Source organism: Streptomyces sp. DSM 15324 (assembly GCF_001514285.1).
In the GTDB taxonomy this organism is placed as follows: Bacteria; Actinomycetota; Actinomycetes; order Streptomycetales; family Streptomycetaceae; genus Streptomyces.
The window spans coordinates 232510-251886 of the sequence record NZ_KQ949034.1 but is presented as its reverse complement, the minus strand read 5'-3'; the positions used below and the strand labels follow the sequence as shown (position 1 = coordinate 251886).

General features: G+C 71.7%; 19 protein-coding genes. 11 read left to right on the top strand and 8 right to left on the bottom strand.

The window, feature by feature from the left end:
- The first annotated feature begins 31 nt into the window (after positions 1-31).
- From AQJ58_RS32510 to AQJ58_RS32500, 3 genes are all read left to right on the top strand, one after another.
- Positions 32-1384 (top strand): sensor histidine kinase, encoded by a 1353-nt coding sequence (locus tag AQJ58_RS32510; RefSeq protein WP_067256635.1) that lies wholly within the window; start codon positions 32-34, stop codon positions 1382-1384.
- A complete protein-coding gene (locus AQJ58_RS32505) occupies positions 1381-2046 on the top strand; it encodes a response regulator (RefSeq protein ID WP_067256634.1) in 666 nt (221 codons plus the stop codon). The genes AQJ58_RS32510 and AQJ58_RS32505 overlap by 4 nt, the downstream gene beginning before the upstream one ends.
- A 145-nt stretch (positions 2047-2191) precedes the next feature.
- Positions 2192-3409: a cytochrome P450 gene (locus tag AQJ58_RS32500; protein ID WP_067256632.1), complete on the top strand. Its 1218-nt coding sequence runs from the start codon at positions 2192-2194 to the stop codon at positions 3407-3409.
- 35 nt (positions 3410-3444) lie between these two features.
- On the opposite strand, the gene AQJ58_RS32495 is transcribed toward AQJ58_RS32500, so the two are convergent.
- From AQJ58_RS32495 to AQJ58_RS32485, 3 genes are read right to left on the bottom strand one after another with little or no spacing between them, the layout of a single operon-like run.
- A complete protein-coding gene (locus AQJ58_RS32495; RefSeq protein ID WP_067256630.1) occupies positions 3445-3669 on the bottom strand; it encodes a hypothetical protein in 225 nt (74 codons plus the stop codon).
- A 57-nt stretch (positions 3670-3726) separates the two neighbouring features.
- On the bottom strand, positions 3727-5295 hold the full coding sequence (locus AQJ58_RS32490; protein ID WP_067256628.1) for an ABC transporter permease: 1569 nt from the start codon (positions 5293-5295) through the stop codon (positions 3727-3729).
- Positions 5292-6251 carry an ABC transporter ATP-binding protein gene (locus tag AQJ58_RS32485; RefSeq protein ID WP_067256627.1) on the bottom strand — a complete coding sequence of 320 codons (960 nt, stop codon included), beginning with the start codon at positions 6249-6251 and terminating at the stop codon, positions 5292-5294. The genes AQJ58_RS32490 and AQJ58_RS32485 overlap by 4 nt, the downstream gene beginning before the upstream one ends.
- 90 nt (positions 6252-6341) lie before the next feature.
- On the opposite strand from AQJ58_RS32485, the gene AQJ58_RS32480 reads away from it, so the two are divergent.
- Positions 6342-6827, top strand: coding sequence for a GbsR/MarR family transcriptional regulator (locus AQJ58_RS32480; protein ID WP_079079382.1), 486 nt, complete (start codon positions 6342-6344; stop codon positions 6825-6827).
- Positions 6828-6833: 6 nt separating this feature from the next.
- On the opposite strand, the gene AQJ58_RS32475 is transcribed toward AQJ58_RS32480, so the two are convergent.
- Positions 6834-8342: an APC family permease gene (locus tag AQJ58_RS32475; protein WP_067256623.1), complete on the bottom strand. Its 1509-nt coding sequence runs from the start codon at positions 8340-8342 to the stop codon at positions 6834-6836.
- A 160-nt stretch (positions 8343-8502) separates the two neighbouring features.
- Between AQJ58_RS32475 and AQJ58_RS32470 the strand changes: the two genes are divergently transcribed.
- From AQJ58_RS32470 to AQJ58_RS32460, 3 genes are read left to right on the top strand one after another with little or no spacing between them, the layout of a single operon-like run.
- Entirely contained in the window at positions 8503-9897 is a 1395-nt protein-coding gene (locus AQJ58_RS32470) for an ethanolamine ammonia-lyase subunit EutB (RefSeq protein WP_067256622.1), read from the top strand.
- Complete coding sequence (gene eutC / locus AQJ58_RS32465) at positions 9894-10706, top strand: ethanolamine ammonia-lyase subunit EutC (protein WP_079079372.1); 813 nt, start codon at positions 9894-9896, stop codon at positions 10704-10706. Before AQJ58_RS32470 ends, eutC begins: the two co-directional genes overlap by 4 nt.
- Before the next feature lie 34 nt (positions 10707-10740).
- Complete coding sequence (locus AQJ58_RS32460; RefSeq protein ID WP_067256620.1) at positions 10741-11364, top strand: Uma2 family endonuclease; 624 nt, start codon at positions 10741-10743, stop codon at positions 11362-11364.
- A 1-nt stretch (position 11365) separates the two neighbouring features.
- On the opposite strand, the gene AQJ58_RS32455 is transcribed toward AQJ58_RS32460, so the two are convergent.
- Positions 11366-12214, bottom strand: a complete 849-nt coding sequence (locus tag AQJ58_RS32455) for a diacylglycerol kinase family protein (protein ID WP_067256618.1) — start codon at positions 12212-12214, stop codon at positions 11366-11368.
- Positions 12215-12438: 224 nt separating this feature from the next.
- Between AQJ58_RS32455 and AQJ58_RS32450 the strand changes: the two genes are divergently transcribed.
- From AQJ58_RS32450 to AQJ58_RS32435, 4 genes are all read left to right on the top strand, one after another.
- Complete coding sequence (locus AQJ58_RS32450; protein WP_067256616.1) at positions 12439-13722, top strand: adenylosuccinate synthase; 1284 nt, start codon at positions 12439-12441, stop codon at positions 13720-13722.
- Positions 13723-14074: 352 nt separating this feature from the next.
- Positions 14075-14287: a hypothetical protein gene (locus tag AQJ58_RS32445; protein WP_199844737.1), complete on the top strand. Its 213-nt coding sequence runs from the start codon at positions 14075-14077 to the stop codon at positions 14285-14287.
- Between the two features lie 157 nt (positions 14288-14444).
- A complete protein-coding gene (locus AQJ58_RS32440) occupies positions 14445-15065 on the top strand; it encodes a hypothetical protein (RefSeq protein ID WP_067256614.1) in 621 nt (206 codons plus the stop codon).
- Between the two features lie 167 nt (positions 15066-15232).
- Positions 15233-15526 carry a hypothetical protein gene (locus tag AQJ58_RS32435; RefSeq protein ID WP_067256612.1) on the top strand — a complete coding sequence of 98 codons (294 nt, stop codon included), beginning with the start codon at positions 15233-15235 and terminating at the stop codon, positions 15524-15526.
- Between the two features lie 21 nt (positions 15527-15547).
- On the opposite strand, the gene AQJ58_RS32430 is transcribed toward AQJ58_RS32435, so the two are convergent.
- From AQJ58_RS32430 to AQJ58_RS32420, 3 genes are read right to left on the bottom strand one after another with little or no spacing between them, the layout of a single operon-like run.
- Positions 15548-16198: a hypothetical protein gene (locus tag AQJ58_RS32430; protein WP_067256610.1), complete on the bottom strand. Its 651-nt coding sequence runs from the start codon at positions 16196-16198 to the stop codon at positions 15548-15550.
- 18 nt (positions 16199-16216) lie between these two features.
- Positions 16217-18610: a dolichyl-phosphate beta-glucosyltransferase gene (locus AQJ58_RS32425; protein WP_067256608.1), complete on the bottom strand. Its 2394-nt coding sequence runs from the start codon at positions 18608-18610 to the stop codon at positions 16217-16219.
- Positions 18607-19311: a GntR family transcriptional regulator gene (locus AQJ58_RS32420; protein ID WP_067256606.1), complete on the bottom strand. Its 705-nt coding sequence runs from the start codon at positions 19309-19311 to the stop codon at positions 18607-18609. The genes AQJ58_RS32425 and AQJ58_RS32420 overlap by 4 nt, the downstream gene beginning before the upstream one ends.
- Positions 19312-19377: the final 66 nt, after the last annotated feature.

The window sequence follows — 19377 nt, the reverse complement described above, 5'->3', positions numbered from 1 at the left end:
GCGACCCCGCCCCCCGCCTACCGTTTTGACTGTGACCGAGACGACGCAGACCCACCTGCCGCCCCAGGACGACCCGTACGGCGCCTACCAGCCGAAGAGCCCGGAGGTCCGGGCGGCCATGGACGCGCTGCGCGGGATGAGGCAAGACCTGTTCGACGATGCACTGGCCTACCGCCCGCTGCCCCCGAAGGAGCCCACGGGCCGCTTCACGAAAGGGCTGCGCGGCCGCGGACGCGAGTACGCGACCCACTCGCGGCACATCCTGGTCGGAGCGGCCGGCGCGGTGGCGGTGCTGGCCTCCGTGATGCCCGCCGGAGGCGACTCGGTGTCCGTGCTGAGCGGACTGCTGGTCCTGGTGCCGGTGCTGCTGACCCTGGTCCGGCCGGCCGCCGCGTTCTGGGCGTCGCTCGCCTCGACCGCGCTGGTCGCCCTGTTCGGCGAGCAGTCCGGCAACTGGCCCTGGCTGCCGCCGAGTTTCATCTCCCACCTGGTCGTGCTCACGGTCGTGGCGATCCGCACCCGTCCGCGCACGGCCGCCTGGATGTGGGTGTTCACGGCCGTCTACGGCTTCATCGCCGAGACGGTCTTCGGCTGGAACCACTACGGCACGAACGTCGGGCCCATGTTGGTCACCTCCGCGCTGGCCCTGCTGGGCGTCACGGTCTGGCACATACGCCGGCAGGCCGAGCAGGAGGTGACGGCCCAGCAGAGCGTCACCGCCCACGAGCGCTCCCGGCGCACCCTCCTGGAGGAGCGCACCACGATCGCCCGCGAGCTGCACGACGTGGTCGCCCACCACATGTCGGTGGTCGCCATCCAGGCGGAGGCCGCCCCCTACCGGGTGGAGAACCCGCCCGAGGAGCTGGAGAAGGCCTTCGCCACCATCCGGGAGAACGCGGTGGCGGCCCTCACCGAGCTGCGCCGGGTGCTGGGCGTGGTCCGCGCCGAGGACTACGAGGCGCCGGACGCCCCCCAGCCCACCCTCGCCGACCTGGACGCGCTCCTCGCCAATGTGCGGGAGACCGGCCTGGACGTCGAGAAGGTGATCACGGGCGCGGCCCGCGAACTCCCGCAGGGTGTGGAGCTGTCGGCGTACCGCATCGTCCAGGAGGCCCTGAGCAACACCCTGCGGCACGCCCCCGGGGCGAGCGCCCGGGTGGAGATCGGGTATGTGCTCGGCGGGCTGGGTCTGCGCGTGGTCAACGACCCGCCGACCGGCCCCGCCCTGGTCAAGTCCTCGCCCGGCGCCGGGCACGGCATCACCGGCATGCGCGAGCGGGTGACCATGCTGAGCGGCGAGATGACCGCGGAGCCCACCCCGGCCGGGGGCTACGAGGTCACGGTGTTCCTGCCCGTACCGGCCGCGAGCGAGAGTGGCGCATGACGATCCGGGTTCTCATAGCCGACGACCAGATGATGGTGCGCGAGGGCTTCTCGGTCCTGTTGAACGCGATGCCGGACATCGAGGTCGTCGGCGAGGCGGTCAACGGCCGTGAGGCGGTGGACCGGGTCCGTGAGCTGTCCCCCGACGTGGTCCTGATGGACATCCGGATGCCCGAGCTGAACGGCATCGAGGCGACCCGGGAGATCGTGGCGGCGGACGACGCGGCGAAGGTCCTGGTGCTGACCACCTTCGACCTCGACGAGTACGTATACCAGGCCCTGCGCGCGGGGGCCTCCGGCTTCCTCCTCAAGGACGCCTCGGCCCGTCAGCTCGCGGACGGGGTCCGGGTGGTGGCGGCCGGCGAGGCGCTGCTCGCGCCCTCCGTCACCCGGCGTCTGATCACCGAGTTCTCGAAGCTGTCGAACAACCCCGCGCTGCCCCGCGCGGCCCAGGCCGCCTACGGCGACCTGACCGAGCGGGAGACGGAGGTCCTGGTGCTGATCGCCCAAGGCCTGTCGAACGTCGAGATAGCGGGCCGGCTGGTGGTCGCGGAGTCCACCATCAAGACCCATGTGAGCAGGATCCTGGTCAAGCTGGGGCTGCGGGACCGGACCCAGGCGGCGGTGTTCGCGTACGAGGCGAGACTGGTGACCCCGGGCTGAACCGGACGACCCCCGCCGGTGCCGCTACGGCCCACCCCGCGGCGATGACGGGGCGGCCCGTCGATCATCCAGCCGGCGCCCCGCCGACCCCCTCGTCGGGCGGCAACCCCTGGTCAGCCGGTCGATCAGCGGTTAGCGTCCGTGCATGGCAGCAGCTGACGACCTCCGTTTCGACCCGTGGGACCCGGCGTTCCTCGCCGATCCCTACCCCGCCTACGCCGAGCTGCGGGAGCGGGGGCGGGTGATCCACTACGCCGCGACCGACCAGTGGCTCGTCCCGCATCACGCGGACGTGTCGGCGCTGCTGCGGGACCGGCGGCTGGGGCGGACGTATCAGCACCGCTTCACCCATGAGGACTTCGGGCGGACGGCACCGCCGGCCGAGCACGAGCCGTTCCACACGCTCAACGACCACGGGATGCTGGACCTGGAACCGCCGGACCACACCAGGATCCGGCGGCTGGTGTCGAAGGCGTTCACCCCGCGCACGGTCGAGCAGCTCAAGCCGTACGTCACCGCGCTCGCCGGGGAGCTGGTGGACCGGCTGGTGGAGGCGGGCGGGGGCGATCTGCTGAGCGAGGTCGCCGAACCGCTGCCCGTCGCCGTGATCGCCGAGATGCTCGGCATACCCGAGGCCGACCGCGCGCCGCTGCGGCCCTGGTCGGCGGACATCTGCGGGATGTACGAGCTGAACCCGTCCGAGGACACCGCCGCCCGTGCGGTGCGGGCCTCCGTCGAGTTCTCCGCCTACCTGCGGGAGCTGATCGCCGCCCGCCGCGAGAAGCCCGGCGACGACCTCATCTCCGGGCTGATCGCCGCACACGACGAGGGCGACCGGCTCACCGAGCAGGAGATGATCTCCACTGCCGTGCTGCTGCTCAACGCCGGGCACGAGGCGACCGTCAACGCCACCGTCAACGGCTGGTCGGCCCTCTTCCGCAACCCCGGGCAGCTCGCCGCGCTCCGGGCCGATCACACGCTCGTCCCCGCCGCGGTCGAGGAGCTCATGCGCTACGACACCCCGCTCCAGCTGTTCGAGCGGTGGGTGCTGGACGACATCGAGATCGACGGGACGACGATCCCCCGGGGCGCCGAGGTCGCCCTGCTCTTCGGCTCCGCCAACCACGACCCGGCGGTGTTCGCGCACCCCGAGCGGCTGGACCTCACCCGGACGGAGAACCCGCACATCTCGTTCTCCGCCGGCATCCACTACTGCATCGGCGCGCCGCTGGCCCGCATCGAACTGGCCGCCTCGATGACGGCCCTCCTCCAGAAGGCCCCGACACTGGCGCTCGCGGAGGAGCCGAAGCGGAAGCCGAACTTCGTGATCCGGGGCCTGGAGGGTCTGAGCGTCACCCTCTGACCCGCCTGACCCGCCTGACCCGCCACTACCCGGCCTCAGCGGCGCCCGGCGAGGCGGCCGGTCACGGCCCACAGGACCAGCTCCGCCGCCGTGCCGGCCAGCAGCGCGAGCGGCAGCTCCAGGTAGAGGACACTCAGGTCGGGGGCCTGCTCGAAGCGCCGGAGCCGGGAGCGGACGTCGATCGCCCACACCGCGAGGCCCGCGCCCGCCCCGAGGGCCGCGGTCAGACATCCGCAGGCCGCCTGCGCACGTTGTCCCATGCCCACGGAGGACGCCCCCGGGCCGCAGCCGGTTTCCCCGGGCCGCACCCGGTCTCGTCAGGTGATCATGTCCCGGCGCCGCAACCCCGCCAGCCCCCCGGCCACCAGCGCCCCCGCCAGTGCGCCCAGCACCCCCACCGGCCCCCAGCTCATCCCGCCGCCCGGCAGCTTGGGCAGGTGGCCGAAGGGGGAGAGGTCCAGGACGACCTGCGGGGCGTCCAGAGCCGGTCCGATCCAGCCGAGGAGCAGGACCGCGCCCGCCACTCCCCACGCGGCGGGCGCCAGCCGGGGGGCCGTGCCGTACAGGAGGACCGCGAGCCCGCCGACCACCCACACCGCGGGGAGCTGCACCAGGCACGCGGCAAGGATGGGGCCCGCCTCCTTGCCGTACCCGACGACGAAGCCGAGCCCGGCGAGCAGCATGATCAGGGCGGCGCCACCGAAGGCGATCAGCAGATGGCCGCCGGCCCAGCGCAGCCGGCCCACCGCGTTCGCCAGCACCGGTTCCGCCCGCCCCGAGGTCTCCTCGCCGTGCAGCCGCAGCACCGAGGCGACCACGTACAGGGAGGCGATCAGGCCCAGCATGCCGATCATCGCGGCGAGGAAGGCGTCGGTCAGTGCCGACTGGCCGCCCATCCGCTCGACGATCTCGCGCGCCTTGGCGTTGTCGCCGACGAGGTCGGCCGCGCCGTCCGTCAGCCCGCCGTAGACGACCCCGGCGAGGAAGAAACCCACGCTCCAGCCCAGCACCGCGCCCCGTTGCAGGCGCAGGGCCAGCGCGCCCGCCGAGGCCGGCCCGCCGTCAGCGGGTCCCGGCCGGGCCGGCAGGAAACTCATGCCGACGTCCCGGCGCCCCGCGAGCCCGTAGGCCACGGCCGCCTGGACCGCCGCAGCGCCCGCGAACAGGCCCAGCACCCACCACCGTTCGTCCGCGAACGCCCGCAGGTTCTCCAGCCAGCCCAGCGGCGACACCCAGGTCAGCACCGAGGCCCCGTCGTCGGTCGCCGAGTCGCCCGCCGCCCGCAGGACGAAGGCAGCGCCCAGGACCGCCGCCGTCAGGCCCCGGGCCAGCCGCGCGCTCTCGGTGAGCTGCGCGACGATCGCCGCCATGGTGGCGAACACCATCCCGACCCCGGCCAGCCCGAGGCCGAACGCGACCGCCCCCGCCGCCCCCTGCCCGGCCAGGCCCCCCGCCACCAGCAGCGCGAGGACCGCGCTCGCGATCGCCGCCGCGAGCAGCGCCGCCGTCAGCGAGGCCCGCCGGCCGACCGCGCCGGACGCGAGCAGCTCCTGCCGCCCGCTCTCCTCCTCGTCCCGGGTGTGCCGTACGACGATCAGCAGGGCGGTGACGGCGGCGAGCGCACCTGCGTACACGCCGACCCGCCAGGCGGTGAGCGCGCCGAGGGAGTCGTCGAAGACGGGGCCGATGAGTGCGCGCAGGGAGGCGTTCGTGTCGAGTTGGTGGAGCAGGTCGGCCCGGTCGGCCGGGGTGCCGTAGAGGCTCTTCAGGGTGTTCGGCATGGTGAGCACCATCAGGGTGTTCACGGCCACCCAGACGGGGATCAGCACCCGGTCGCGGCGCAGCGCGAAGCGGACCAGGACGCCGGTGCCGGTGAGCGTGCTCATCGGGCCGCCACCTCGTCGCCCGCGTCGCCCGCGTCGCCCGCGTCGGCGGTGGCGGTGGTGGCGGGGTCGGCGGTGTCCTCCTGGTAGTGGCGCAGGAAGAGTTCCTCCAGGGTGGGCGGGGTCGAGGTCAGCGACCGTACGCCCGAGTCCGTCAACGACCGCAGGACGGCGTCGAGTCGGTCGGTGTCGACCTGGAGGCGGACCCTTCTGCCCTGGACGTCGAGGTCGTGCACGCCGGGCAGGGCGGTCAACCCGTTCGGCGGGCCCGCGAGTTCGGCCGTGACGCTGGTCCGGGTCAGATGGCGCAGGTCGGCGAGCGAGCCGCTCTCCACGGTGCGGCCCTTGCGGATGATGCTGACCCGGTCGCACAACTCCTCGACCTCGCTGAGGATGTGGGACGACAGCAGGACCGTCCGGCCCCGGTCGCGTTCCTCCCGCACACAGCGCTGGAAGACCTCCTCCATCAGCGGGTCCAGGCCCGAGGTCGGCTCGTCCAGGATGAGCAGGTCGACGTCCGAGGCGAACGCGGCGACCAGGGCGACCTTCTGCCGGTTGCCCTTGGAGTAGGTCCGGCCCTTCTTGGCCGGGTCCAGCTCGAAGCGGTCGATCAGGTCGGCGCGGCGGGCGGGGTCCAGACGCCCGCGCAGCCGGCCGTAGAGGTCGATGACCTCGCCGCCGGAGAGGTTGCGCCAGAGGCTGACGTCCCCGGGGACGTACGCGATCCTGCGGTGCACCTCCACGGCGTCCGACCACGGGTCGCGGCCGAGGATCCGCGCGGCGCCGGAGTCGGCGCGCAGCAGGCCCAGCAGGAGGCGGATGGCGGTGGACTTGCCGGCGCCGTTGGGGCCGAGGAAGCCGTGCACCTCGCCCTGCTCGACCTCCAGGTCGAGGCCGTCGAGCGCGCGGGTGCGGCCGAAGGACTTGTGGAGCCCGGACACCGTGATGGCCTTCGTCATGGCTCCGAACGTACGCTTCTTTCAGAAATTTGTGAAGTTAAGGAAATGAGTGAAGCAGCGCTAGGATGGAGTGATGGAGCGATGCAGCGCATGAGCGGGGCAGCCCGGGACCCGGAGGCCGTGTCGAGGTTCGTGGAGACGTTCGCGGCCCAGCTGGTCGAGGCCGGGATGCAGCGCATGGCCGCCCGCGTCTTCGCCGCGCTGCTCTCCTCCGACGAGGGCGCGATGTCCTCCGCCGAACTCGCCGAACAGCTCAGGATCAGCCCCGCCGGGGTCTCCGGCGCGGTGCGCTATCTGTCCCAGGCGCACATGGTGGCGCGCGAGCGGGAGCCGGGCTCGCGCCGCGAGCGCTACCGGGTGCACGGCGACCAGTGGTACACCGCCCTGACCAACCGGGACGCCGTCATCCGGCGCTGGGAGGGCGCCCTGCGCGAGGGTGTCGAGAGCCTCGGCCCCGACACCCCCGCCGGCCTGCGCATGGCCGAGACCCTCGCCTTCTTCGAGTTCATCGAGGGCGAGCTGCTGACCATGATGGAACGCTGGCGGGTCCACCGGGAGCAGCTCTTCGGCGACTGACCGGGGTCAGCGCTCCTTGGTCTCCTCCAGGACCGTCCGGCCCAGCAGCAGATAGCGTTCGGGCGCGCGCCGCCTGAGGTACTGCGCGTAGCCGATGCCCGCCAGGGCGATCAGCGCGACCAGCCACGGGGTCGCCTTCAGCACCAGCGAACCCGACTCCGTACCGGCCGCGACGCCCATGTTGGACACCAGCAGCGCCACCACGGCGAGCATGGCCACCCCGCCGGTCAGCGGCGCGGCGAAGGTGCGGAACCAGTGCCGGCTCTCGGGGTGGTGCGAGCGGAAGTACACCAGCACGGCGAACGAGCACACCGCCTGGACGACCAGGATCGCCATGGTGCCGAGGATCGCGAGCAGGACGTACGTCCCGGTGTACGGGTCCTTGCCGGCGGCCCAGAACGCGCCGATCAGGACCGCCGAGACGATCGTCTGGACGAGGCCCGCGATGTGCGGGGAGCCGTGCCGGGCGTGGGTGCGGCCCACCGTGCGCTGGAGCGAGGGCAGGACGCCCTCCCGGCCCAGGGCGTACATGTAGCGGGCGGCGCAGTTGTGGAAGGCCATGCCGCAGGCGAGCGAGCCGGTGATCATCAGCCACTGCATGACGACGACCGCCCAGTGGCCGACGTACTGCTCGGTGGGGCCGAAGAACAGGGCCAGCGGGTCGTCGGTGGCGACCTTCACGGCCCGCGAGTCGCCCGTGCCGGTGATCGCCATCCAGGAGACGAAGACGTAGAAGACGCCGACGCCGAGCACGGAGATCATCGTGGCCTTGGGGATGATCTTCTTCGGGTTGCGGGACTCCTCGCCGTACATCGCCGTCGACTCGAAGCCGACCCACGACCAGAAGGCGAAGAAGAGCCCGAGGCCGGCCGAGGTGCCCTTGAAGGCGTTCACCGGGTTGACCGGGTCGAGGCTGAAGCCGTCGGGGCCGCCGCCGTGCAGGGCGACGGACACCGCCATCGCGGCGAGGATCGTCACCTCGGTGGCCAGCAGCACGACCAGCAGCTTCTCGGCGACCGAGACGCCGAACCAGGTGCCGGTGGCGTTGACCGCGAGCATCAGGACCGCGAACGCCCACCACGGGACGTCCAGTCCCGTCTGGTCCTTCAGCGTCGTGGTGGCGAAGGTCGAGAAGATGCCGATCAGCGCCGGCTCGAACACGACGTACGCGAAGGTCGCGAGCAGCCCGGAGGCGAGACCGATCGAGCGGCCGAGGCCGTAGGAGATGAAGCCGTAGAAGGCTCCCGTGGAGGTGATGTGCTTCGCCATCGAGGTGAAGCCGACGGAAAAGATCGCCAGGACGACCATTGCGACGAGATAGCTCGTCGGGGCGCCGATGCCGTTCCCGGCGGACACCATGAAGGGCACGTTGCCCGTCATCGCGGTGATCGGCGCGGCCGTCGCGACGGCCATGAAAACCACGCCCAGCAGGCCCACGGCGTTCGGTTTGAGCCGGTGAACCGTGCCTGCCTCGCTCGTCTGCGCCGCCGGGGCGATGCCCTCGTCCACTGCCATCGGGTGGCCCCTCTCCTGTTTTCCGTAGATCCGTCCAGAGGTGTGCTGGACCGGAACTCTTCAGTCGGAATGAGTCCGGCAGGGGGGCCGGGGCGTTAAATGTTTGTCAACCAGACCTTTAGAAATCTGAGGGAAACACCCGGCTCGTACGGTCGCCGCCATGAGCGTCTACACGACCGTCCTCGGCGGTGAACGGCACCGCTTCGGCTCCCTCGCCCGCCTGCTGGCCGCCGCGAGCCCCGAACGTTCCGGCGACCGCCTGGCCGGCCTCGCGGCCCGTACCGCCAGGGAGCGGGTCGCGGCGCGCTGGGCGCTCGCGGACGTCCCCCTGACCGACTTCCTCACCGAGCCCCTGATCCCGTACGAGGACGACGACGTCACCCGGCTCATCCTCGACACCCACCAGTCGGCCGCCTTCGCGCCGGTCGCCTCGATGACCGTCGGCGAACTGCGCGAGTGGCTGCTGTCCGAGGCCGCCGACACGGCCGCGCTGACCGCGCTGGCGCCGGGCCTGACCCCGGAGATGGTCGCCGCGGTGTCGAAGCTGATGGGCAACGCGGACCTGGTCGCGGTCGCGCGCAAGGTGCGCGTGGTGACCGCCTTCCGCTCCACGATCGGACTGCCGGGCCGCCTCGCGACCCGCCTCCAGCCCAACCACCCCACGGACGACCCCGCGGGCGTCGCGGCCGCCCTCCTGGACGGTCTGCTGCTGGGCTCCGGCGACGCGGTGATCGGCATCAACCCGGCCACCGACAGCCCGAAGGCCGTCCGCGATCTGCTGGAGCTGCTCGACGGGGTGATCGGCCGCTACTCCATCCCCACCCAGTCCTGCGTCCTGAGCCATGTCACGACGACCCTCGACCTGATGGAGCGCGGGGCGCCCGTCGACCTCGTCTTCCAGTCCATCGCGGGCACCCAGGCGGCCAACGCCTCCTTCGGCGTCACCCTCGGCCTGCTCGACGAGGCGTACGAGGCCGCCCTCGCCCTGGACCGGGGAACCGTCGGGCGGAACGTCCTGTACTTCGAGACCGGCCAGGGCAGCGCCCTGTCGGCCGGCGCCCACCACGGGGTCGACCAGCAGACGGTCGAGGCACGGGCGTACGCGGTCGCCCGCCGCTACGACCCGCTCCTGGTGAACACGGTCGTCGGCTTCATCGGCCCGGAGTACCTGTACGACGGCCGGCAGATCCTCCGCGCCGCCCTGGAGGACCACTTCTGCGGCAAGCTCCTCGGCCTGCCCATGGGCCTGGACATCTGCTACACCAACCACGCCGACGCGGACGACGACGACATCGCCACCATGCTCACCATGCTCGGTGTGGCCGGGGCGTCCTTCGTGATCTGCACGCCCGGCGGCGACGACATCATGCTCAACTACCAGTCCGCCTCGTACCACGACGCGCTCTACCTGCGGGAGGTGCTGGGGCTGCGCCCGGCGCCGGAGTTCGAGACCTGGCTGGACTCGATCGGGCTGCTGGACGACCGCGGCGGCATCCGCGAGCTCTCCGGCACGGCCCACCCCTTGACGGCGATCGGACGGGAGCTCGCGGCATGACGGATACGACGGATGTGGCGGATGTGGCGGATGTGACGGACGCAAGTGGCGTGAAGGGCGTATCCCCGGTGGGCGGTGAGCTGTGGCCCGCCCTGCGCCGCCGCACCCAGGCCCGCATCGGCCTCGGCCGGGTCGGCGCCGCGCTCCCCACCCGGCACCGGCTGGAACTCCAGGCCGCGCACGCCGCCGCCCGGGACGCGGTGCACTCGCCGTTCGCCCCGGACACGGTGGCCGCCGCGCTGCCGGGCCTGGCGACGGTACGGGTCCGCAGCGCCGCCCCCGACCGGCTCACCTACCTCCAGCGCCCCGACCTGGGCCGCCGACTGGAGGCCGTGGACCGGGCGCACCTCCCGGCCGGCGACTGGGACGTCGTCTTCCTCGTCGCGGACGGGCTCTCCAGCCGGGCCGTGCACGAGCACGCGGCGGCGGTGGTGCGGGCGACGGTGGAGCGCCTGCCCGGCTGGAACGTGGCCCCCGTCGTCCTCGCCGAACAGGCCCGGGTGGCCCTCGGTGACGACGTGGCGACGGCGATGGGCGCGACGGCGGTGGTCGTCCTGATCGGCGAACGCCCCGGCATGTCGGCGGCGGACTCGCTGGGCGCGTACCTGACCCACCGCCCCGTGCCCGGCGTGACGACCGACGCCGACCGCAACTGCCTGTCCAACATCCGGCCGCCGCTGGGGCTGTCGTACGAGGTGGCGGCGGGCAAACTGGCCGCCCTCCTGGGCAGGGCCCGGGAGCTGGGGAAGTCGGGGGTGGGGCTCAAGGACGAGATCGACACCGATGGTGTAATCGCTCCGCTACTCTGAGTGCGGCTGGTCCGTGGCAAGGGGAGGGCGCATCATGACACTCATGGCAGAGCGACCGGTGATCAGCGGGACCACGCCTCGCAGCGACTTCGAGGGTCAGTTGGACCTGCTCGATGAGCTGAACGTGCCCGACGGCTACAAGGCCGAGATCGTCAGGGGGAACATCGTCGTGTCGCCGTGGTCCAAGGGGTACTACGAAGACTTGATCGAGTTGGTCTGCGATCAGCTGCGCCCTCGTCTCCCGGAGGGGCACCGCATCAGCACCACCCCTTACCTCTTCGTGTTCCCTGGGGCTGAACGCGCCTACGGTCCCGACATCCATGCAGGCCACCGTGGTGCTTACCGAACCACCAGCAATCGCCTGGACGGCGAGGGCCTCTCCTTTGTCGCCGAGCTGACGTCCGTTTCCACCCGCGACGCCGACCTGACAGAGAAGGTCGAGGTCTACGGCAAGGCAGGTGTCCAGGTCTACCTGGTCCTGGACATGCAGAAGCAGCAAGCCACCGTCTACTGGACGCCCACCGCACGGGGCTACAGGTCAAGCTGCTCGATGCCGATCGGCGAGAAGCTCCCCATCCCCGCGCCGTTCGACTGCATTCTCGACAGTTCCGGCATCCAGCTCCCCGAAGAGGGGCCGGATGACGTGGAGGAGTCCTGACTCAGGAAACCGTCGGCAACACCAACCCCAACTCCCCCTCCCGCACCGTCCACGTCCGCCTCCGCACCGGCCCCATCACCCCCGCGTCCGCCCGGTAGCGGAAGTCCGCGCCGGACACGGTCACCGTGCGCCCGCAGGCCTGGAGCGGTGCCGCCTCCGCACCCACCGACAGGGGCCGGACCACCACCTCCGCCTCCCCGGACGTCCCCGGGGTCACCGACACCGTCTCCACCGGCTGGTCGAGGTCGACCAGGGTCACCCCGTCCACCTCCACCCGCAGCCGGGCCGGACCCGGCGGGACAGGGGCGGAGAGGGGACGCGTGGGCCGCGAGGGCACGAGGGTGCGGACGAGGGACTGGAGCCAGGGCCGCCCCGTGACCCCCACGGCCTCCTCCTGGGCGGCGAGCTGCTGGAGCGGCGGGATCCGCAGCGCCCCCAGCACCACCCCGTCGCTGTCGTCCACCAGCAGGTCCAGCCGCCGCTCGGCGCCGTCGAGGACGGCCCGCGCCGCCGCGACGGCCCCCGTGGGGATCCCCAGGGCGTGCGCCACGCCCAGCACCGGCCCCACCGGCACCATCGACAGCACACATCCGGCCAGCTCCCGCTGCCGGTGCAGCAGCGACACCGTCCGGGTCAGCGCACGGTCGTCACCGATCACAACCGGCCGCCGCGAACCCCGCCGCGCCAGGACCCGGGCGAACTCCTCCGGCCCCTCCGGAAGACACACCTTCGTACTCGCCGCGCCCGCGCTGAGCACGTCTTTCGCGATCCGTACGGACTCCCCGTCGGCCCTCCGGGCAATCGGATCGATGATCACCAGCAGCTGGTCCGGCGTCGCGAAAGTCGCCACCTCGGTCCTGCCTCGCTTCCTCGGGTAGCATCTTTGTGCAAGAGCCCCTTGCGCTATTGCGCCAGGGGCTTCGTCTATTCCGGGGCATCCGGGTCCGACGGTGTGCGACCTACGACGGTCGCGGAACTGCGGCCAACGACGGTCGCGGTGCACGCGGTGGTGGAAAAAGCCTCCGCGTACGCCCCTGACCTTGGACATGCCCCACCCGGAAGGGGTGTACGCGCGTGCCCGCACTTGTGCTGCTCGGTGCTCAGTGGGGTGACGAAGGCAAGGGAAAGGCCACCGATCTACTCGGCGGCTCGGTGGACTACGTAGTGCGCTACCAGGGCGGCAACAACGCCGGCCACACGGTCGTCGTCGGTGACCAGAAGTACGCACTCCACCTCCTCCCTTCCGGAATCCTGTCGCCCGGCTGTACGCCGGTCATCGGTAACGGCGTCGTCGTCGACCCGTCGGTCCTGCTCTCCGAGCTGAGCGGTCTGAACGAGCGCGGCGTGGATACGTCGAAGCTCCTGATCAGCGGCAACGCGCACATCATCACCCCGTACAACGTCACTGTCGACAAGGTGACGGAACGCTTCCTCGGAAAGCGCAAGATCGGCACGACCGGGCGCGGGATCGGTCCGACATATGCGGACAAGATCAACCGCGTGGGCATCCGCGTCCAGGACCTCTACGACGAGTCGATCCTCACGCAGAAGGTGGAGGCGGCGCTCGACGCCAAGAACCAGCTCCTCACCAAGCTGTACAACCGCCGCGCGATCGCCGTCGACCAGGTCGTCGAGGAGCTGCTCGGCTACGCGGAGAAGCTCGCCCCGTACGTCACCGACACGGTCCTGGTGCTGAACCAGGCCCTGGAGGAGAACAAGGTCGTCCTGTTCGAGGGCGGCCAGGGCACCCTGCTCGACATCGACCACGGCACGTACCCCTTCGTCACCTCCTCCAACCCGACCGCGGGCGGCGCCTGCACCGGCGCCGGCGTGGGCCCGACGAAGATCAGCCGGGTCATCGGCATCCTCAAGGCGTACACGACCCGCGTCGGCTCCGGCCCCTTCCCGACCGAGCTGTTCGACGAGGACGGCGCGGCGCTGCGCCGGATCGGCGGCGAGCGCGGCGTCACCACGGGCCGTGACCGGCGCTGCGGCTGGTTCGACGCGGTCATCGCCCGCTACGCGACCCGCGTGAACGGCCTGACCGACTTCTTCCTCACCAAGCTCGACGTCCTCACGGGCTGGGAGCAGATCCCGGTCTGTGTGGCGTACGAGATCGACGGCAAGCGCGTCGAGGAACTCCCGTACTCCCAGACGGACTTCCACCACGCGAAGCCCATCTACGAGAACCTCCCGGGCTGGTCGGAGGACATCACCAAGGCCAAGTCGTTCGCCGACCTCCCGAAGAACGCGCAGGCCTACGTCAAGGCCCTGGAGGAGATGTCCGGCGCCCCGATCTCCGCGATCGGCGTGGGCCCGGGCCGCGACGAGACGATCGAGATCAACTCGTTCCTGTAGGGAGCGGACCTCCGGCACGAGCCCGGACGAACGAGGGCCCGCACTCGGCCGAGTGCGGGCCCTCGCCCCGGCCGACCGGCCAAGATCAGGCAAGCCCCCCGTAGGTCACGGTCCTACCCGGACCCGCCTCTCGGGCGACGCGTTCCGCAAGTGCCCGGCCCCGCAGATCCAGTTCCAGGCGACGTGCGTCGTCCGCCTCGTCGTCCCTGTCCTTCAGGTAGCGCTCCATACCGGCGTTGAAGTCCGCCGCCCACCGGTACAGGTCCGTGACCAGTCCGTCGGACAGGTCCAGCCCGGCGGTGGGGTCGTCGGGGGCGAAGTCCCCGATCGGACGGCGAGCGGACGCCGGTGCGTGTACTTCCTGGTTCCGCCGGGCAGTACGGCCCACCTGGCCTGGCCCCCGGACGTCACCCGTCTGACCAGCGGCCCGGACAAGGAGTGGTTCATTCCGGTCCCGGCGCTGGACGGCATGACCTGGCCGTTCGGCTGGCGCTACCGCCCCACGGCCCCCGACCGCTTCGTCCACACGCTGCTGCTCCGCACCGTACTTCACTCCGGCGAGTGAAAAGCGAGAACTCCCGCCCAGGAAAACCCACGTTCGGCTTGCGTTCGTCGCTCTGTGTACCCATAGAGTCACGCCAGCAGACAAACCCCCGCGGTGCGCCAACACCCGGGGGCACGGCATAAGGAGCGTCAGCTCCAACACCAAAGCGGAGCTCCTGATGCGCATTCATCGTACGACGCCCACCCGCGCCTTTTCCGTCTTCTCCAACGCCCTTCTTCGCGACCGGAGTCTCTCCTGGTGCGCGGTAGGCGTACTGACGTACCTCCTCAGCCTTCCGAACGGCGCCCGCGCCACGATCCGAACCCTCGCCGAGCAGCGCAAGGAGGGGCGGGCGCGGATCGCGTCCGCCCTGCATGAGCTGGAGGAATCCCGGTATCTGCGGCGGGTGGTGCGGCAGGATCCGCAGACGCGTCAGTTCTCCACGGTGTACGAGGTTTTCGATACTCCGTACGAGGACGAACCCCCGGCGGGTGAACTCGAAAAAGTCGGAAAGCGGGCCTCCGGCGAGTCGGGAGACGTGGCCGAGGGTGCTTCCCCTTCGGGCGAAATGACGGTGGAACAAGAACCTCCCACCCCGCCGTCCCCGCCGGATCCGGATCCGGAGCGGGAGGGGACGGCGGGGCCGGAGGAGCCGCAGGAGCCGCAGGAGTCGGAGGAGCCCGAGCCGAGTGAGCGGACGGCGGCTGCTGCTCGCTTTCTCGGCTCCCTCGGCCGGACGCACCCGGGGCTCACCCTCGGTGCCCGACTGTCGAGTGGCCGCACGGCCGTCCCGTCCTGACCAGGACGCCGACGCGCTACCGGGGGACCGGCGTCCGGACCATTCGTATCGTCGAACAGCCGTGAGTCAGGGGGGCGCCCCCGACCAGGGGCGCCCCCCTGCGCCCGGGCATATCCTGAAAGCGCCATCCGCGCGCGTCCGCCCAAGAGCCGAAGAAGGTGACCGCGATGCGCATGATGATGAGGGCGTCCATGGACACGGAGAGGGCCAACGAGCTCATCCGGAACGGGACCCTCGGGAAGCTGCTCCAGGAGTCGATGGAGCAGATCAAGCCCGAGGCGGCCTACTTCACGGCGGACGGCGGACGCCGGACCGCCTACATGTTCTTCGACATGGCGGACCCCTCCGACATGCCGGTGATCAGCGAGCCGTTCTTCCTCGAACTGGGTGCCGACATCAGCTACACACCCGTGATGAACAAGGAGGACGTCCAGAAGGGGCTCTCCCGGCTCGGCCGCTGACCTCCGGCGTCGGCGTCGGCGTCAGCTGAACACGATCATCGACCCCTGCGCCAGACTCCGCGTCGCCGCCGCGTGCAGCCCCAGCCACACGTGCCGCTCGCGGGCGAAGGGGCTGGGATCGTACGGCGCGGGCACGGCCGGTTCCTCCAGTTCCGTGGGCGCGGTGGGAGCCTGGGGCGGTGCGGGCGGGTTCGCCGGGTCGATGCCGATCGAGGGGGCGACGAACTCCAGCTCCCGGAGCAGGGAGTGGGAGGAACCCAGGGGGCCGCCTCCGGCGAGGAGGTCGTCGTTCGAGAGCGGGTGCGGGAAGTCGACCGGGACGTACGCGCCCGCGTGGTCGTAGTGCCAGACCAGGTGGGACTGCTGGGCGGTGGACTCGAACATCTCCAGGAGCTGTTCGTAGTCGCCGCCCAGTTCGTCGACCGGGGTCACCGGCAGCCCGCACACCTGGAGCAGATAGGCGCGGCGCAGGAAGTGCAGCGCGTCGTAGTCGAAGCCGGCCACCGGGGCGACCTCCCCGGACAGCCCCGGCATGTACTGGAACACCGGCACCGGCGGCAGTCCCGCCTCCGCCAGCACCTTGTTGTACTGCGCGAGTTCGTCGGCGAACGGGTTGTCGGGGGTGTGGCACAACACGTCGACGAGCGGTACCAGCCACAGGTCACAGGCCAAAGAAGGCTCCTCCAGTCGTCAGTCGTGCAGGTCCCATACCCACACTCCGTCCACCCGCCTACCGGGTCGGCCCAACAACTTGTCCACGGTCTCACGCAGGGCGCCCGCGTGGTGCTGCGGGGCCAGGACGAGTGCGCCCGCCCGCCAGTACGCCAGGTCCTGCGCCGCCGCCTCCCGGGCGGCCGTGTCGATCACCGGGACGATCCCCGTGAACTGGGCCTCCTGCAGCAGATTCGCCGTGAAGCGGAGCGGGACGCCGTACACGCCGGTGCGGTCGCCGTCGCCGTACGGCCCGTTGAAGTAGCCGCCCGGCATCCGGAAACCGAGCCCGGTGACGGTCTGCCAGTGCAGGGCCTCGGCGGCGCCGGGCTCGGCGAGCGGCACCGGCACCAGCGTCTCGCCGTCGCGGACGTACGCCTTCCAGGTCCCGTCCGTGAAGAAGGCCGGCACCTCGGCGCGCGGCTCGGAGCGCAGGGGAGCGGGGACCAGGGGGAGCAGCGCCAGGAGGACGGCGGCCAGTCCGGCGTGGCGCAGCGGGGGCCGGGTCCCGGTCAGTTCCGTGATCGCGAGCGCGACGAGCATGCCCAGCACCGGGCCGCAGACCATCGCCACCCGGCTCTCGATCACCGACTCGAAGAGGGGCAGCCCGTCGAGGAGGGCCCAGGGGCCAGGGGGGCCCATCGACAGGACGGCCGCTCCGAGGACCGTCGCCGCCAGGGCCCGGACGACCGGGTGCCGCCGCCACAGCAGCACGGTGACGGCCAGGGCCAGCAGGGCGAGCGGCCAGCCGTAGAAGGCGTTCTGCTCGGTGGTGTTGAGGGAGAGGGTGCGGACGGTCCCGGCGTCGCCCGCGAGCAGGGAGCGTTCGGCGAAGGTCAGCAGGGCGCGCAGGGAGTTGGCGGTGCCGGGGGCCGTGCCGTGGTCGATGCCGTCGTAGGACTGCGGGCCGGAGAACTGCCAGGCCAGCGGGTAGACGAGGAGGGGGAGGCAGACGGCCGCGCCGATCGCCAGGCCGCGCAGCAGGGGGCCTGCGGCCGCCGCGGCCTCCTTGGGGCGTACGGCCGTGTAGCCGAGCGCGAACAGGAGCATGCCGAGCGCCGCGAGCAGCAGTGCCTCCTCGCCCAGGAGGCACTGGTAGGCCGTCATCAGGCCGAGGATCACGGCGTCCCGGCCGACCCGGGCGCCCGTGCACAGCCGCAGGGCGCGGTCGATGATCAGCGGGATCATGAAGAGGACGACGAAGTTGGGGTGCGCGTTGGCGTGGCTGACGAAGGGCGGCGCGAAGGCGGCCAGGGCGGCTCCGGCGAAGGCGGCGCCCCGGTGCGGGGTGAGGCGCCCCACGATCAGCCAATACCAGGCGGCGGCGGTCGCGGCCAGGCCCAGGGTCATCACGAGGCTGAGCGTGATGGCCGGGCCGAACAGCAGCGTCAGCGGGGTCAGCGGCACGGAGAGACCCGGCATGGTCGTGTTGGCCATGAGGTTCACGCCGTCGGGATAGCCCTGGAGGTCGCTGAAGAAGGGGTTGCGCAGATGGCTGACGTTGTCCGCCGTCACCGCGAAGAACCACTCCCACTGGTTCTGGTCCTGGAGCGAGTCCGTGAGATAGCGGTGCGCGGGGTCGAGGACGCGGCCGGAGTAGAGGGTGACGGAGAAGGCCAGGAAGAGCAGGACCGCCAGGAGGTCGGCGCGGCGCAGGCGGGCCAGGTCGCGCAGGAAGCGGAGGTAGTCCGGCGGGCGGACCTTCGAGCCGGGCCGGTGCGACCAGTGCACCGGCACCTCGGCGACCGGCCAGTCGGCCTGCTGGAAGTGCCGCAGCACCTCCACGTCGATCGCCCAGCCGTCGACCCGTGAGGCGGCGAACGCGGCGCGCGCCTTGTCGCCGTCGAACAGCTTGAACCCGCACTGGGTGTCCCGGATCCCGCGCACGGCGGTGGCCCGTATGAGCCGGTTGCCGGCCTTGCCGAGGAGTTCGCGGGCCCGGTGCTGGCGGTCGCCCAGGGTGGCGCCCGGCACGGCGCGGGAGCCCACGGCCGCCGCATGGCCCGCGGCGAGCGCCTGCTCCAGCCGTGCCAGCTCGGCCACGGGGGTGGCGAGATCGGCGTCGGTGACGAGGATGCGGTGGCCCCGGCTGGCGGCCACCCCGAGCCGCAGCGCGTGCCCCTTGCCCCGGCCCTCGCCGGTGACGGCCCGCACACGCGGGTCGCGGCGGGCGGCGACCAGGTCCCCGGTGGCGTCCGTGGACCCGTCGTCGACGACGACGATCTCCCAGGGCTCCCCGGTCTGTTCGAGATGGTCCACCAGGGCGTCGAGGGTGGGCCCGAGCCGCCGCTCCTCGTCCCGGGCCGGGACGACCACGGACAGGGCGACGGTCTCGGCCTCCCGGGTCTCCCGGTCGGTGGCCGTCGCCGTCACGGGGCCGCCAGCCGCTCGACCAGGGCGACGGAGTGGGCGTTGTACTCGGCGAGCATCCGGCGGGCCGCGGCGGTGTCGCGCCGGTACAGGGCGTCGACGAGATCCGTGTGGCCGGACCACAGATGTCCGCGCAGATCGGTGATCCGGCGCAGGTGCTGTACCGCGCACACCCAGCTCTGCACCCGCAGCCGGTGCAGGAAGTCGGCGAGATAGGGGTTGCCGAAGAAGTCGCTGAGCTCTCGCCAGAAGCGCAGGTCGTAGCCGATGAGGACGGTCAGGTCACCGGCGGCCGCGGCCCGCTGGGCCTCCTCGCCGCGCCGGCGCACCCCGTTGATGGCGGCGGCGACCCGCTCCGGGGAGCCGTACTCGCGGACGGACTCCCGGCCGTCCTCCAGTTGCAGGAACATGCCCTCGATGATCAGCGAGCGGGCCTCGATCATGCCCCGGTAGTCCTCCACCGAGTACTCGTGGACCCGGAACCCGCGGTGCTGGTCGGCCTCCAGCAGGCCCTGCGCGGAGAGGTCCACCAGCGCCTCGCGGACCGGGGTCGCCGAGACGCCGTACTGCTCGGCGATCTCCTTGACCGTGAACTCCTGCCCGGGTTGCAGCCGCCCCGCCAGCACCTCGTCGCGGAGCGCGTCGGCGATCTGCTGCCGCAGGGTGCTGCGCGTCACGGCGCCGTTGCCGATGCTGCCGGGCATCTTCGGGGCGTCTCCCTCGGGGCGTACGGACGGAAAGGGGCGTGCTCGTCGATATGTACGAGCACG

What these genes read in the sequence shown, in the direction of transcription:
- AQJ58_RS32505 (WP_067256634.1), top strand. Translation starts at nt 1,381, where the DNA reads ATGACGATCCGGGTTCTCATAGCCGACGACCAGATGATGGTGCGCGAG.
- AQJ58_RS32500 (WP_067256632.1), top strand. Translation starts at nt 2,192, where the DNA reads ATGGCAGCAGCTGACGACCTCCGTTTCGACCCGTGGGACCCGGCGTTC.
- AQJ58_RS32495 (WP_067256630.1), bottom strand. Translation starts at nt 3,669, where the DNA reads ATGGGACAACGTGCGCAGGCGGCCTGCGGATGTCTGACCGCGGCCCTC.
- AQJ58_RS32490 (WP_067256628.1), bottom strand. Translation starts at nt 5,295, where the DNA reads ATGAGCACGCTCACCGGCACCGGCGTCCTGGTCCGCTTCGCGCTGCGC.
- AQJ58_RS32485 (WP_067256627.1), bottom strand. Translation starts at nt 6,251, where the DNA reads ATGACGAAGGCCATCACGGTGTCCGGGCTCCACAAGTCCTTCGGCCGC.
- AQJ58_RS32480 (WP_079079382.1), top strand. Translation starts at nt 6,342, where the DNA reads ATGAGCGGGGCAGCCCGGGACCCGGAGGCCGTGTCGAGGTTCGTGGAG.
- AQJ58_RS32475 (WP_067256623.1), bottom strand. Translation starts at nt 8,342, where the DNA reads ATGGCAGTGGACGAGGGCATCGCCCCGGCGGCGCAGACGAGCGAGGCA.
- AQJ58_RS32470 (WP_067256622.1), top strand. Translation starts at nt 8,503, where the DNA reads ATGAGCGTCTACACGACCGTCCTCGGCGGTGAACGGCACCGCTTCGGC.
- eutC (WP_079079372.1), top strand. Translation starts at nt 9,894, where the DNA reads ATGACGGATACGACGGATGTGGCGGATGTGGCGGATGTGACGGACGCA.
- AQJ58_RS32460 (WP_067256620.1), top strand. Translation starts at nt 10,741, where the DNA reads ATGACACTCATGGCAGAGCGACCGGTGATCAGCGGGACCACGCCTCGC.
- AQJ58_RS32440 (WP_067256614.1), top strand. Translation starts at nt 14,445, where the DNA reads ATGCGCATTCATCGTACGACGCCCACCCGCGCCTTTTCCGTCTTCTCC.
- AQJ58_RS32435 (WP_067256612.1), top strand. Translation starts at nt 15,233, where the DNA reads ATGCGCATGATGATGAGGGCGTCCATGGACACGGAGAGGGCCAACGAG.
- AQJ58_RS32420 (WP_067256606.1), bottom strand. Translation starts at nt 19,311, where the DNA reads ATGCCCGGCAGCATCGGCAACGGCGCCGTGACGCGCAGCACCCTGCGG.